The 14,183-nt window shown below is 72.1% G+C and carries 14 protein-coding genes; 8 read left to right on the forward strand and 6 right to left on the reverse strand.

Features of this window, described 5'->3' with window-relative positions; all coding sequences use genetic code 11:
• On the reverse strand, positions 1–105 hold a 105-nt coding region (locus tag PV419_RS35105; RefSeq protein WP_156107427.1), incomplete at its 3' end, for a biotin carboxylase N-terminal domain-containing protein.
• A gap of 386 nt (positions 106–491) precedes the next feature.
• Here PV419_RS35105 and PV419_RS35110 point away from each other — a divergent pair.
• Positions 492–947, forward strand: a complete 456-nt coding sequence (locus PV419_RS35110) for a hypothetical protein (RefSeq protein ID WP_319695877.1) — start codon at positions 492–494, stop codon at positions 945–947.
• Positions 948–1,012: 65 nt separating this feature from the next.
• On the opposite strand, the gene PV419_RS35115 is transcribed toward PV419_RS35110, so the two are convergent.
• The 4 genes from PV419_RS35115 to PV419_RS35130 all read right to left on the reverse strand — a co-directional run bounded on the left by PV419_RS35115 (position 1,013) and on the right by PV419_RS35130 (position 3,959).
• Complete coding sequence (locus PV419_RS35115) at positions 1,013–1,630, reverse strand: nucleoside triphosphate pyrophosphatase (RefSeq protein WP_319695879.1); 618 nt, start codon at positions 1,628–1,630, stop codon at positions 1,013–1,015.
• Between the two features lie 228 nt (positions 1,631–1,858).
• Positions 1,859–1,990 (reverse strand): morphogenic membrane protein MmpB, encoded by a 132-nt coding sequence (mmpB, locus tag PV419_RS35120; RefSeq protein ID WP_319695881.1) that lies wholly within the window; start codon positions 1,988–1,990, stop codon positions 1,859–1,861.
• A gap of 109 nt (positions 1,991–2,099) precedes the next feature.
• Complete coding sequence (locus PV419_RS35125; protein ID WP_319695883.1) at positions 2,100–2,306, reverse strand: acyl-CoA carboxylase epsilon subunit; 207 nt, start codon at positions 2,304–2,306, stop codon at positions 2,100–2,102.
• A gap of 57 nt (positions 2,307–2,363) precedes the next feature.
• Positions 2,364–3,959, reverse strand: a complete 1,596-nt coding sequence (locus PV419_RS35130) for an acyl-CoA carboxylase subunit beta (protein WP_319695885.1) — start codon at positions 3,957–3,959, stop codon at positions 2,364–2,366.
• A 174-nt stretch (positions 3,960–4,133) separates the two neighbouring features.
• Between PV419_RS35130 and PV419_RS35135 the strand changes: the two genes are divergently transcribed.
• From PV419_RS35135 to hutH, 6 genes are all read left to right on the forward strand, one after another.
• Complete coding sequence (locus PV419_RS35135; protein ID WP_319695886.1) at positions 4,134–5,021, forward strand: biotin--[acetyl-CoA-carboxylase] ligase; 888 nt, start codon at positions 4,134–4,136, stop codon at positions 5,019–5,021.
• 243 nt (positions 5,022–5,264) lie between these two features.
• Positions 5,265–6,440, forward strand: a complete 1,176-nt coding sequence (locus PV419_RS35140; protein WP_319695888.1) for an adenylate/guanylate cyclase domain-containing protein — start codon at positions 5,265–5,267, stop codon at positions 6,438–6,440.
• 275 nt (positions 6,441–6,715) lie between these two features.
• Positions 6,716–8,206 (forward strand): cytochrome P450, encoded by a 1,491-nt coding sequence (locus PV419_RS35145; protein ID WP_319695890.1) that lies wholly within the window; start codon positions 6,716–6,718, stop codon positions 8,204–8,206.
• A gap of 108 nt (positions 8,207–8,314) precedes the next feature.
• On the forward strand, positions 8,315–9,109 hold the full coding sequence (locus PV419_RS35150; protein ID WP_319695892.1) for an enoyl-CoA hydratase/isomerase family protein: 795 nt from the start codon (positions 8,315–8,317) through the stop codon (positions 9,107–9,109).
• A 137-nt stretch (positions 9,110–9,246) separates the two neighbouring features.
• Positions 9,247–10,413, forward strand: a complete 1,167-nt coding sequence (locus PV419_RS35155; protein ID WP_319696146.1) for a GGDEF domain-containing protein — start codon at positions 9,247–9,249, stop codon at positions 10,411–10,413.
• A 71-nt stretch (positions 10,414–10,484) separates the two neighbouring features.
• On the forward strand, positions 10,485–12,023 hold the full coding sequence (gene hutH, locus PV419_RS35160; RefSeq protein WP_319696147.1) for a histidine ammonia-lyase: 1,539 nt from the start codon (positions 10,485–10,487) through the stop codon (positions 12,021–12,023).
• 197 nt (positions 12,024–12,220) lie between these two features.
• Here the strand turns inward: hutH and PV419_RS35165 are convergent, their stop codons facing one another.
• Positions 12,221–12,493, reverse strand: coding sequence for a hypothetical protein (locus PV419_RS35165; RefSeq protein ID WP_415925443.1), 273 nt, complete (start codon positions 12,491–12,493; stop codon positions 12,221–12,223).
• A 398-nt stretch (positions 12,494–12,891) separates the two neighbouring features.
• On the opposite strand from PV419_RS35165, the gene PV419_RS35170 reads away from it, so the two are divergent.
• The gene (locus PV419_RS35170; RefSeq protein ID WP_319695895.1) at positions 12,892–14,178 is read left to right on the forward strand and encodes a L,D-transpeptidase; all 1,287 of its coding nucleotides are present in this window, start codon (positions 12,892–12,894) and stop codon (positions 14,176–14,178) included.
• Positions 14,179–14,183 lie beyond the last annotated feature (5 nt).

Raw genomic sequence — 14,183 nt, forward strand, 5'->3', positions numbered from 1 at the left:
GTCCGGATCGGCGTAGACCGCAACACTCGCGATCCCGGCATCCCGACAGGCACGGGCAACGCGGACCGCGATTTCGCCACGATTGGCGATGAGCACCTTGCGCACGATGGCTCCCTCCTTGAAACAAGCCGAGTTTAGGTACTGGCGACACCACACGCCGAGCAGAACTCTGGCGTGAGCTTGACCACACGGAGCGTGAACCCTGCCGAGAAGAGGCAGCCGACTCCCCCGTCGTTCCACGGTACGCCCGGTTTTTCGGGCCGCACGGCGGTTCGCGACGTGGCCGGGCTCTCCGGTGGCACGAGCGGCGGTCCGGCACGTTTCTTTGTGGAATCCCTACGAACGGGGGACGGAAACTTTGCCGCGGCGTTCCGGTCGTACAAGTGCGTTCGCGACCCCTTGCCGGGGGGCTTACCCGTTAGTAGCGTTCACGATGTCGAACCTCCTCGGGGGGACGGCCCCGAGCCGGTGCAGGGGAAGAGGTGGGCGGGGTGGCGCGCAGACCCGTGGTCGTGGTGACGGCCGTGATGCTGATCGTGGAGGCGGCCGGGATAGCGCTGCTCAACTGGATCCTGGGCCTGGTGGTCGACCGGCAGCAGATGTCCCTGGGCGGCATCGACACGGACGCGATGTCGATCGGCACCTGGGTCGCGGGCGGGCTCTTCGGCCTCTACCTGCTGCTGTGCGCCCTGGTGCTGCTGCGCACCGCCATCCGTGACCGCGCCCCCGGGCGCCTGGCCCGCATACTGCTCATCACCTGCGCGGTCGTGCACGGCCTGGTGGGCGCCTTCTCGGTCGGCCTGGTCGGCTGGATGGCCTTCGCGCTGATGATGGTGATGCTCGGCCTGATCGTGCTGAGCCTGCTGTCGTACGACGAGCCGGCGGGCGCGGCCCAGGGCGACGCCGTCGCCCCGGGCGGGGACGCTCCGCATCCGGGTCCGGCCTGAGGGCGTCGATCGGTCGGTGGTTCTGACTGGCTGACCTTCCGCCTGGCCGAGCCATCGCCCGGCGGTCACTGCCCGGCGTCGGCCCACAGGTCGGTGATGCTCACGCCCAGCTCGGCCAGGAGCCGGCGCAGCAGCGGCAGGGACAGCCCGATGACGTTCGCCGCGTCTCCCTCGATGCCGTCGACGAAGGGCGCCGAGCGGCCGTCGAGCGTGAACGCGCCCGCGACGTGCAGGGGTTCGCCGCTGGCGACGTACGCCGCGATCTCGGCATCGGTCGGCTCGCCGAAGTGGACCGTGGTGGAGGCGGTGTCGGAGGTGCGGCGGCCGGTCGCCGTGTCGATCAGGCAGTGCCCGGTCCGCAGCACGCCGGAGCGGCCGCGCATGGACTTCCAGCGGGCGGTGGCCTCCTCTGCGTCCGCGGGCTTGCCGAGCGCCTGGCCGTCGAGTTCCAGGACCGAGTCGCAGCCGATGACCAGGGCCCCGGCCGCCTCCGGCAGCGCCGCCACGGCGCCCGCCTTGGCCTCGGCGAGTATGCGTGCCAACTCGGCGGGGGTGTCGGCGCTCAGCGCGTCTTCGTCCACACCGCTGACGATCACCTCGAAGGCCAGGCCGGCCTGGCGCAGCAGGGCCCGGCGGGCGGGGGAGGCGGAGGCGAGGATGAGAGCGCGCTGCGTGTCAGTCATGCGCTCCAGGGTAGGCGGCGGGCCTTGCCCCCACCTCGCCCTTTCCCGCAGTACGGATGTGCGGCACGCGAGCGGCAGCCGGCCGAGGGGCCGCGCTCCGTGGCCTGGGACGCGCCGGGCATGGAAAGCTGATCCGGATCAGGGTGGCCGTCTTGACGGAAACCCTTGCCCTGCCCGCCAACAAAGGCGCTCGGACTCGCCGACTACGGCGCTCAGTCACAGCACAGGTCACGGCCGCAGGCTCAGCAGCAGCATCAGGGTCAGGGCCGCGACCCCGAGCACCGCGCCCGCGCGGCGGAGCATGTCCTGGGCCCGCCGCAGCTCGTCGGGCGGCTCATCGGGCGGATCGGACCACAGCATGCGGTCGATCCTGCGCCGTCCCATACCTGTGGCGCCTGAGTACGCGTACTCAGGCGCCACGGGCGGAAGGGACTATTTTCGTGAAAGTGGTGACCTGGGGAGAGTTGCCTCAGCTCGGCCAGTACGTCGTACGCCATGCCCGCGGCCCCGGGTGTGGCACCCGGCGGGCGGGGACGGTGCGGGCCGGGTCGGACCACTCCGGTGGCGCGCCCTCGCCCTGCGCGGCGGCCGCGGCGGCCGCCGCGCGCGCTTGGACCACCGCGAGCGCGGCGGCCAGCTCCTCCGGGGTCGGATTGCCCCGTACGATCTTGATCATGGAAACGGCCCTTCCTGGAGAGGGACGGGGGATGTCGCCCAAGGCGGGATGCCGCGGTTACAGCGGGATGTTGCCGTGCTTCTTCGGGGGCAGGCTCTCGCGCTTGTTGCGCAGCGAGCGCAGGCCGCGGACGATGTGGCGACGGGTGTCGGACGGCATGATCACCGCGTCGACGTAGCCGCGCTCGGCGGCGATGTACGGGTTGAGGAGGGTGTCCTCGTAGTCGGCGATCAGCTCGGCGCGGGTCGCCTCGGGGTCCTCGGCGGCCGCGATGGTCCGCCGGTGCAGGATGTTGACCGCGCCCTGGGCGCCCATGACCGCGATCTGCGCGGTCGGCCAGGCCAGGTTGAGGTCGGCGCCCAGGTGCTTGGAGCCCATGACGTCGTAGGCGCCGCCGAAGGCCTTGCGGGTGATGACGGTGATCAGCGGGACGGTCGCCTCCGCGTAGGCGTAGATCAGCTTGGCGCCGCGCCGGATGATGCCGTTGTACTCCTGGTCGGTGCCGGGCAGGAAGCCGGGCACGTCCACGAAGGTCAGGACGGGAACGTTGAAGGCGTCGCAGGTGCGGACGAAGCGGGCGGCCTTCTCCGAGGCGTCGATGTCCAGACAGCCCGCGAACTGCAGCGGCTGGTTGGCGACGATGCCCACCGGGTGGCCCTCGACCCGCCCGAAGCCGGTGATGATGTTCGGCGCGAAGAGCGGCTGGGTCTCCAGGAACTCGCCGTCGTCCAGCACATGCTCGATCGCCTTGTGCATGTCGTACGGCTGGTTCGCCGAGTCCGGGATGAGCACGTCCAGCTCCCGGTCCTCGTCGCTGACCTCCAGGTCGGCGTCGTCGGCGAAGGCCGGGGGCTCGGAGAGGTTGTTGGACGGGAGGTAGGACAGCAGCGCCTTGACGTACTCGAAGGCGTCCTTCTCGTCGGCCGCCATGTAGTGGGCCACGCCCGAGGTGGTGTTGTGCGTACGGGCGCCGCCCAGGGCCTCGAAGCCCACGTCCTCGCCGGTGACCGTCTTGATCACGTCAGGTCCGGTGATGAACATGTGCGAGGTCTGGTCGACCATCACCGTGAAGTCGGTGATCGCGGGGGAGTAGACGGCCCCGCCCGCGCACGGCCCGACGATCAGGCTGATCTGCGGGATGACGCCGGAGGCGTGGACATTGCGGCGGAAGATCTCGGCGAACAGGCCGAGGGCGACGACGCCCTCCTGGATCCGGGCGCCACCGCCGTCGTTGATGCCGATGATCGGGCAGCCGGTCTTCAGGGCGAAGTCCATGACCTTGACGATCTTCTCGCCGTAGACCTCGCCGAGCGAGCCCCCGAAGATCGTGAAGTCCTGGGAGTAGACACAGACCGGACGGCCGTCCACCGTGCCGTAACCCGTCACCACGCCATCGCCGTACGGGCGGTTCTTCTCGATGCCGAAGGCGGTCGAGCGATGCCGCGCGAACTCGTCGAGTTCGGTGAACGAGCCCTCGTCGAGGAGCAGGCCGATGCGCTCGCGCGCGGTCAGCTTGCCCTTGGCGTGCTGCTTCTCCACCGCTCGCGCCGAGCCCGCGTGCGTGGCCTCGTCGATGCGGCGCTGCAGATCCGCGAGCTTGCCCGCGGTGGTGTGACGATCGGGAATCTCGGAGGAGATCTCAGGCTCGGACATCGGGATGCGGCTCCTGCTCGTCCTCGGGGGCTTGGGAATCAGGCCCTGAAACGGGGGTCGGCGGGCGGGAAAAGGATGCTTGCGCCGGCTGGGCTACCGGCACGTAGCGTATCGGCGGGACTGTGTGCGGGCACTGCGTCGTTGGCCACACCTCCTGACCCTAGGCTGGCCCCTATGACGCCATCTGACACCCCGGGGAGCCCGGGAACCCCGGGCGGCCCCGGCGGCCGCTGGTCCGACCTGGAACGTCCCCCGCTGGTCGCCGCCGCGCTGCGGCGCGCGCTGGTGCGCCCCGGCGGGCTGTGGACCGAGCTCGACGTGGTGCAGGCGACCGGCTCGACCAACACCGACCTGGTCACCCGGGCGGCCGCGGGGGCCCCGGAGGGCGTGGTGCTCATCGCCGAGGAACAGACCGCCGGGCGCGGACGGCTGGACCGCACCTGGACCGCCCCGCCCCGCTCCGGGCTGTTCTTCTCGGTGCTGCTGCGGCCGGGCGCGGCCGGGGTGCCCGCCGAGCGGTGGGGGTGGCTGCCGCTGCTCGCCGGGGTCGCCGCGGCCGGGGCGCTCTCCCGGACGGCGGGCGTGGACACGGCGCTGAAGTGGCCGAACGACCTGTTGGTGACGGTCCGGGGGGAGGAGCGGAAGTTCGGCGGAATCCTGGCCGAGCGGACCGGCGACGCGGTGGTCATCGGCGTCGGCCTGAACATCTCGCTGCACGCCGATGAGCTGCCCGTCCCCACGGCCGGGTCGCTGGCGCTCGCGGGCGCCGTCTCCACCGACCGCGACCCGCTGCTGCGCGCGGTGCTGCGGTCGATCGAGGAGTGGTACGGGGAGTGGCGCCGGTTCGAGGGCGACCCCGGGCCGTGCGGGCTCCAGGAGACGTACGCGGCTGGGTGCGCGACCCTGGGCCGTAGGGTGCGTGCCGAGTTGCCCGGCGGCGGGGAGCGCGTCGGCGAGGCGGTCGCGGTCGACGGCGACGGGCGGCTGGTGCTCGCCACGGAGGGGGGCGTGCAGGAGCCGGTCTCCGCCGGGGACATCGTGCATCTGCGCGCCGCGTCGTAGCCCCGCGCGTCGCAACCCCCTCGGACAGAGAGCCAGCCCCTCGGGCAGAGAGCCAGCAGAGATCCGCGAGAATTTTTGCGCCCCTGAGCAAAGAGTTTTCACAGCTTCGCAGGGGAGAGTGAGCTAGGGCACACCTGACGTATCGTTGTGGCGGTCCGCCCAGTTCGGGGCGGCCGTGGGCCGGAACCGAACCGGAAGAGGGAACGGAAGGGCAGTGCGCAGGGATCGGACAGGGGGCCGCCGGTGACCGCCGACGACATGGATTCCGGCGCGGCTCCGGAGGCCGGAGCCCGGGACGCGGCCGCCGACGAGGCCGCGGCCGGCGGCGAGGCCGCGGCCGGCGAGTACACCGCGGCCGGTGCCGACGAGATCGAGCTGGACCCCCTCTCGCTACGGCTCGAGCAGCTGATCCTCGGGGCGGAGCGGCAGTACACGCCTTTCCAGGCGGCCCGCAGCGCAGGGGTGTCCGTGGAGCTGGCCACGCGCTTCTGGCGGGCCATGGGCTTCGCCGACATAGGCCAGGCCAAGGCGCTCACGGAGGCGGATGTGCTGGCGCTGCGGCGGCTGGCCGGCCTGGTGGAGGCGGGGCTGCTGAGCGAGCCGATGGCCATCCAGGTGGCGCGGTCGACGGGACAGACCACGGCCCGGCTGGCCGACTGGCAGATCGACTCCTTCCTGGAGGGGCTCACCGAGCCGCACGAGACCGGCATGACGCGGACCGAGATCGCCTATCCGCTGGTGGAGCTGTTGCTGCCGGAGCTGGAGGAGTTCCTGGTCTACGTCTACCGGCGGCAGCTGGCGGCCGCGACGGGCCGCGTGGTGCAGACGGCGGACGACGCGGAGATGGTCGACCGGCGGCTGGCGGTGGGCTTCGCGGACCTGGTGAGCTTCACCCGGCTGACCCGGCGGCTGGAGGAGGAGGAGCTCGGCGAGCTGGTCGAGGCGTTCGAGACCACGGCCGCCGACCTGGTGGCCGCGCACGGCGGGCGGCTGATCAAGACGCTGGGCGACGAGGTGCTGTACGCGGCGGACGACGCGAGCATCGCCGCCGAGATCGGACTGCGGCTGATAGAGACACTGACCCACGACGAGACGATGCCCGAGCTGCGGGTCGGGATGGCGTTCGGGACCGTCACGACCAGGATGGGCGATGTCTTCGGGACGACGGTGAACCTGGCCAGCCGGCTGACCTCCATAGCCCCGAAGAACGCGGTCCTGGTGGACGGCGCGTTCGCGGAGGAGCTGGGGCGGCTGCGGGCGGCCCCGGTGTCGGAGGCCCAGGCCGCCGAGGAGGCGGCCGCCGCGGAGAAGGAGGGCGAGGAGCCGCCCTCGTACCGCTTCGCGCTCCAGCCCACCTGGCAGCGGTCGGTGCGTGGGCTGGGGGTCGTGGAGCCCTGGCTGCTGACCCGGCGGGGCTGAGCCGGGCGGGGCCGAGTCCGGCGGTGGCGCGCCGAGCGGCCGGCGCAGGCGCGGCCGGGACGGCCGGGCGCCGCCCATGATTCCCCGAACCAGGGATCTACGTACTTGTGTGCGCAGTTCCTGTGCTTCTTCGCCGAAGGCCGGGGTGCATCCCCGCCGTCTCGCGCTAGCCTACCTGCGCGCGATGCGAGTGGATCTTGGCGATCCCCGGGCGAGCCGTGAGCTCGATGCGCTCGCGCTGTCGGCCTGTACCGAAGACAGAAGCCAGGAGCGTTGTGACCCAGCCTTACGAATCGGTCTCTCAGCCGACTGCCGTTCCCCCGCCGGGCTGTCCGGCGCACGCCGGCGGCGCCGGACCCGAGCCGCTCTACTCGCCCGAGTTCAACCGGGATCCGTACGCCGTCTACAAGCGGCTGCGCGAGACCCACGGCCCGCTCGCGCCGGTGGAGATGGACCCGGGCGTCACGGCCGTGCTGTGCGTCGGCTACGAGACGGCGCTGGAGATTCTGCGGCGGCCCGAGATGTTCTCCAAGGACCCGCGCAACTGGCGGGCGATGAACGAGGGCCGGGTGCCCGAGACCGCCCACTGCGCGCAGATCATGAAGCCCCGGGCCCAGGCCAACTGGGTGGACGGGGAGGTGCACCGGCGGCTGCGCAGCGCCATCGACGACAGCATGAGCCGGATCGACCCGGGGGCGCTGCGCGGCTATGTGGAGCGTATCGCCGACTCGCTGATCGACCAGTTCTGCGCCGCGGGCGAGGCGGACCTGATACCCGAGTACTGCCAGCTGGTTGCGATGCTGACCGTCGGCGAGCTGTTCGGCTGCCCGCGGGATATCGGCGACCGGCTGTTCGCGGGCCTGGCGGGGATGCTGGACGGAGCGGACATACTAGCCGCGGTCCAGGAGGTCTACGCGGCGCTGCGGGCCATGATCGAGCTCAAGCGGAGGGAACCGGGGCCGGACGTCACCTCCTGGCTGATCGCCCACCCGTCGCGGCTGAACGACGAGGAGCTGGTCGAGCAGCTGATGCTGATGGTGGCCATGGGCAGCGAGCCGGTGCCCAGCCTGATCAGCAACGCCCTGCGGGTGCTGCTGACGGACGAGCGCTTCGCGGGGGACCTCGCGGGCGGGGGCATGCTCGTCGAGGACGCCCTCGACGAGGTGTTGTGGACCGAACCGCCGCTCGCCAATCTGGCGGTGCACTGGCCGCTGCGGGACGTCACGATCAGCGGCACCCGGCTGCGCGCGGGGGAGCCCGTGGTGATCAGCCTCGCCGGGGGCAACCAGGACGCGCTCGACTCCTCCCAGCACAAGCAGGGAAACCGGGCCCACCTGGCCTTCAGCGCCGGACAGCACACCTGCTCCGGCCGCAGCCAGGGGCGGCTGATCGCGACCGCGGCCATCGAGAAGCTGCTGGACCGGCTCCCGGACATCGAGCTCGGCGTCGACGCCGAGAAGCTGGAGTGGCGCCCGGGGATGTACCAACGCGGGCTGACCGCGCTCCCGGTGCGGTTCGCGCCCGTCGGCGAGGCGCCCAAGAGCGCGGAGTGGGACGCCGGGCCCGAGCCTGCGGCGCCTGCCCCGGCTGCTGCCGGGGTCCCGGCCGCCCCGCCTGCCCCGCCCGCCGCCCCGCCGACCGTGCCGGGCGCGGAGGGGACGGCCGCGCTGGAGCTCGCCGGCCCGCCGGTGGACACGGAGGCGGCCAAGCCGAAGCCGACCGGTGTGCTGGGCTTCCTGGCCAGGTGGCGGCGCTCGCGCAAGTGATCGGCGGCTGCCCCGTCGTCCCGTCGCCCCGGCGCCCACTGGCCGGGGGCGGCGCGGGCTGCGATGATCCGTCCCGACATGTTCACGGTCGTTAACCGGGAGGGTCGTGTGAGTGAGCAGCGCTACGGCGAGTGGGTCGCGGTCCGGCGGGAAGGCTTTGTCGCCGAGTTGGTGCTGGACCGGCCGAAGGCCATGAACGCCGTCTCCACGGGGATGGCGCGGAGCATCGCCCAGGCGTGCGCCGCGCTGGCGGAGGACGGGTCCGTACGGGCCGTGGTGCTGTCCTCCACCCATGAGCGGGCGTTCTGCGTCGGCGCGGACCTCAAGGAGCGGAACTCCCTCAGCGACGCCGAGCTGGGGCGGCAGCGCCCGCTGGCGCGCGCCGCCTACACCGGGGTGCTGGAGCTGCCGGTGCCGACGGTGGCCGCGGTGCACGGGTACGCGCTGGGGGGCGGCTTCGAGCTGGCCCTGTCCTGCGATCTGATCGTCGCGGACGGCACGGCGGTGGTCGGGCTGCCCGAGGTCTCGGTCGGGGTGATCCCGGGCGGGGGCGGCACCCAGCTGCTGCCGCGCCGGGTGGGGGCCGCGCGCGCCGCCGAGCTGATCTTCACGGCGCGCCGGGTGGCCGCCGGGGAGGCCCGGGAGCTGGGCCTCGTCGACCGGCTGGTGGCGGACGGGGAGGACCGTGCCGAGGCGCTGGAGCTGGCCCGGCGGATCGCCGCGAACTCGCCGGTCGGGCTGCGGGCGGCCAAGCGGGCGCTGCGGGTCGGTCACGGGCTGGACCTGCGGACAGGGCTCGAGGTCGAGGACGCGGCCTGGCGGTCGGTGGCCTTCTCCGGGGACCGGGCGGAGGGCGTCGCGGCCTTCAACGAAAAGCGCACACCGAACTGGCCCGGCGAATAACCCGGGACGGGACAAGGCGGAATTCGCCGAACATTCCTACGCTGGACTGTGCGGTGTGCGCGGCAGGGGAATGCGAGGGCGTGGTGACGGGCGAGGGTGATGCGCGGCTGAGGGCCGTGGTGGGACTGGCGCAGTCGATGGCGGCCGCGCATACCCCGCGTGAGGCGGTGCGGTCCGCGGCGGAGGCCGCCCGCCGCGCGCTGGGCGGCAGCTTCGCGGCGGTCTCGGTGTGGGAGCGGGAGCTGGGGCGGCTGCGGGTGCTGGTCAACAGCGGGGAACTGGCCGCGGGGGAGGAGGAGTTTCCCGAACACGAGTTCTATCCGGTGCATGAGTTCCCCGAGATCACCGAGTTTCTGCATGAGCAGTGGGCGCGGGGCGGGGAGCCGCACGCCTGGGTGGAGGTGGCCGCCTGGCCGGGCGAGGCCGGCCAGGGGCCGGATACGGACGCGGAGACGGTGGGCGGTCCGCGGGGTCTGCGGGGGGCGCTGCGCGGCGTCAGCCCCGGGCGGGTGGCGGCGCTGCGGCGGCGCGGGCGGGGCAGCTGTGTGGTCGCGCCGATCGTGCTGCACGGGCGGGCGTGGGGCGAGCTGTATGTGGCGCGGCGGGCCGGGGAGCCGGTGTTCGGCCGGGCCGACGCGGACTTCGCGACGGTCCTGGCCGCGGTGACCGCCGCCGGGATCGCACAGACCGAGCGGCTGGAAGAGGCCCGCAGGCTGGCCTTCACCGACCCGCTGACCGGGCTCGGCAACCGCCGTGCGGTGGACATACGGCTGGACGAGGCGCTGGAGGAGCACCGCCGGGACGGCTCGGTGGTGAGCCTGGTGATGTGCGACCTCAACGGGCTCAAGCAGGTCAACGACACGCTGGGACACGCGGTGGGCGACCGGCTGCTGGAACGGTTCGGCTCGGTGCTCTCGCTGTGCGGCGCCATGCTCCCGGGGGCCCTGGCGGCCCGGCTGGGGGGCGATGAGTTCTGTCTGGTGGAGGTCGGCCCTTCGGCGGACGAGGTGGTGCGGGTGGCCGATGAGCTGTGCCGCAGGGCCGCCGAGCTGGAGATGGGCGAGGGGGTCGCCTGCGGGGTCGCCTCGACCGGCGATCCGATCGGCCCCGTGCACACCGCCCGCCGGCTGTTCCGGCTGGCGGACGCCGCCCAGTACCGGGCGAAGGCCGCCCGTTCGGCGAAGCCGGTGGTCGCGGGGCGCGAGGGCGGCCCGCAGGACCCGGTGGTGCGGCTGGCCGACAGCGCTGCCTCGGACCGCTCGGCCCGGGCGCCCGAGCGCCGCCGCTTCCGGGGCCGCCTCTAGCCAGAGCCCGGGCCTGTCCAGAGGCAGGGTGACAGACGGGGATTCAATATCTAGGGTGCCTGAATATGGATATGCATTCTGTGGTGCTGGGAGCCTCCGGGACGACCGCTGCCGATGTGATCGCCGTCGCGCGCGGCGGCGCGCGGGTCGAGCTCTCCGAGGAGGCCCTGGCCGCCGTCGCCGCCTCGCGCCGGGTCATCGACGACCTCGCCGCCAAGCCCGAACCCGTCTACGGCGTCTCCACCGGCTTCGGCGCCCTCGCCGTCCGCCACATCAGCCCCGACCTCCGCGTCCAGCTACAGCGCAACATCGTGCGCTCGCACGCCGCCGGCATGGGGCCGCGGGTCGAGCGCGAGGTGGTCCGCGCGCTGATGTTCCTGCGGCTGAAGACGCTCGCCTCCGGCCGCACCGGCGTACGTCCGGTGGTCGTGCGGACCATGGCCGCCGTCCTCAACGCGGGGATCACGCCCGTGGTGCACGAGTACGGCTCGCTGGGGTGCTCCGGCGACCTCGCGCCGCTGTCGCACTGCGCGCTGACACTGATGGGCGAGGGCGAGGCCGAGGGCCCGGACGGGGCGCTGCGCCCGGCCGGTGAGCTGCTGGCCGAGCACGGCATAGAGCCGGTCGAGCTGCGCGAGAAGGAAGGGCTCGCGCTGCTCAACGGCACGGACGGAATGCTGGGCATGCTGATCATGGCCTGCGAGGACCTGGGGCGGCTGTTCACCGTCGCCGATGTGACGGCCGCGCTGTCGCTGGAGGCGCTGCTGGGCACCGACCGGGTGCTGGCGCCCGAGCTGCACGCCATCCGGCCGCACCCGGGGCAGGCCGCGAGCGCGGACAACATGCTGCGGGTGCTGGCCGGATCGGGCCTCACCGGACACCACCAGGACGACGCGCCGCGGGTCCAGGACGCCTACTCGGTCCGCTGCGCGCCCCAGGTCGCGGGCGCGGGCCGGGACACGCTCGCGCACGCCCGGCTGGTCGCCGACCGCGAGCTGGCCTCCGCCGTGGACAACCCGGTGGTGCTGCCGGACGGCCGGGTGGAGTCCAACGGCAACTTCCACGGGGCACCCGTCGCCTACGTCCTGGACTTCCTCGCCGTCGCCGCGGCCGACCTCGCCTCGATCGCCGAGCGCCGCACCGACCGGCTGCTGGACAAGAACCGCTCGCACGGCCTGCCGCCGTTCCTGGCGGGGGACGCGGGCGTGGACTCGGGTCTGATGATCGCGCAGTACACCCAGGCGGCGCTGGTGAGCGAGCTGAAGCGGCTGGCGGTGCCCGCCTCCGTCGACTCCATCCCGTCCTCGGCGATGCAGGAGGACCATGTCTCGATGGGCTGGTCGGCGGCGCGCAAGCTGCGGACGGCGGTGGACAACCTGACCCGGGTGCTCGCGGTCGAGCTGGTCGCGGCCACCCGCGCGATCGAGCTGCGGGAGGGGCTGACGCCGGCCCCCGCGAGCCGGGCGGTGCTGGCGGCGGTGCGCCGGGCGGGCGTCGAGGGCCCGGGGGACGACCGCTATCTGGCGCCGGACCTGGCGGCCGCGGACGCGTTCGTACGGTCGGGAGGGCTGGCGGAGACGGTGGAGCAGGTGACCGGCCCGCTGGCCTGAACGGCCCGGTGGCCCGCTCTGCCTGGCCGGGGGCGGCCCCGGCGAGTGAGCCGAAGGGGCGTGGCCGCTGTCGAAAGGGAGGGCGCGCGGAGGCCCTGAGGAACGAAGGGGCGAGGCTGCGATCGATATGCGGCTACCGCCGCGTGGTCGACCGTCGACAGGGGCTGTGGTAGCGCCCCGGAGGCGAGCCGAGCCCCCTAAAGAAGGGGCCGGGTGCGGCGCACGGAGGCGGTCACCATGGCGACCCCGAGCCCTAGGAAGGCGGTGCCGCCGACCAGGTAGGGGGTGACATCCACGCTGCCGGTGTCGGCGAGGTTCTCGCCGGAGGCGGGCTGGGCTCTCGTCTGCCCGGTGGGGGCCTGGCCGTCCTGCTCGACAGTGGCGTTCGCGGACGGGACGAACCACAGGGCGCACAGCAGCGAGCCCGCGGCGGCGGCGGTCAGCAGCGGTCGGCGTGCGGACAACGGCATCCTCCTTGAGGCTGCGGTCAATTGGCCCCGTGCGTCCGATCGTAGTGACAACTGCGGGTCGCGCGAAAGCGAGACCGCCCGGAGGCATACCCTCCGCCGTATGGGCAGTTCTGAGACATCATGCTTTGTGCGGCTTTGCCTGTTTTTGACCCCGGGGATCTCAAGGGATCCGCGAGCCCGACGCGCCGGAGTGGAACGGAGTCCGGGACACCGGCGTCCTGGAGGATAAGAGGGGACGGGACGACTGCGCCGGACGGGTGCTGGGTACCCCGGTCGGGCCAGGGGCTTGACCGGCGCCTTTGCTAAGTGGCCTTCCGCACAGTTTTACTGTGCGTGGAACCGGCCAAAAGGTACAGGCGTTCTTGTCGAATAGGTCCGGGGTTTCTTGGTCCAGATCAATGGAGAAGCGTGTGATGACGGACGGCAAGCGCCGTAGGGGGCTGGTGGCCGCGGCCGCCGTGCTCAGCGGAGTACTGACCCTCGCGGCGTGTGGTGGGGACGACAAGGGCGGCAGCGACGGCAACAAGAACAACGCCGGCGGTGACAAATCGCAGTCGCAGGTGGACGAGGCGGCCGCCAAGGACGCGTCGGAAGCCCACATCAAGATCACGCCCAAGGCCGGAGCGACCAACGCGGGCATCAACAGTGACACCAAGGTCACCGTCAGCGGCGGCGAGCTCAAGAACGTGACCATGACCGCGCCCGCGACGGGGGCCACCGTCGCCGGCTCCATATCGGCCGACAAGAAGTCCTGGAAGCCGAGCGGACAGCTGGAGCGGTCCACCCAGTACAAGATCACCGCGACGGCCGAGGATTCCAAGGGCCGCAAGGCGACCGAGAACTCCTCCTTCACCACCGTCTCGCCGTCCAACAGCTTCATCGGCAACTTCACGCCGGAGAGCGGTTCGACGGTCGGTGTCGGCATGCCCGTGTCGATCAACTTCGACAAGGTGATCAGCGACAAGAAGGCCGTCCAGTCGCATATCACCGTGAACTCCAGCAGCGGTCAGCAGGTGGTCGGCCACTGGTTCGGCAGCCAGCGCCTGGACTTCCGGCCGAAGGACTACTGGAAGGCCAACTCGACCGTCACCCTGAAGCTGGACCTCGACGGCGTCGAGGGCTCGCCGGGGGTGAAGGGCGTCCAGGAGAAGACCGTCACCTTCAAGATCGGCCGCTCCCAGGTCTCCACGGTCGACGCCGAGGCCAAGACCATGAAGGTCGTGCGCGACGGCAAGCTGTTCAAGACCATCAAGATCTCGGCCGGCAGCCCGCAGAACACGACGTACAACGGTCAGATGGTGATCTCCGAGAAGTTCAAGGAGACCCGGATGAACGGGGCGACGGTCGGCTTCACCGACAGCGACGGCAAGGGCGAGTACGACATCAAGGACGTGCCGCACGCCATGCGCCTGACCACCTCGGGCACCTTCATCCACGGCAACTACTGGGGCGCCAAGTCCATCTTCGGCAGCGTCAACACCAGCCACGGCTGTGTGGGTCTGTCGGACACGAAGGGCGCGGGCGACCCGAACACCGACGGCGCCTGGTTCTACAACGAGTCGCAGATCGGTGACGTCGTCATCGTGAAGAACTCGAAGGACAGGACCGTCTCGCCGGACAACGGCCTGAACGGTTGGAACATGAACTGGAGCGAGTGGGTCGCGGGCAGCGCCACCGGCGCCTGACGCAC

Origin of the sequence: Streptomyces sp. ME19-01-6, assembly GCF_033793745.1 — a bacterium.
Classification (GTDB): Bacteria; Actinomycetota; Actinomycetes; order Streptomycetales; family Streptomycetaceae; genus Streptomyces.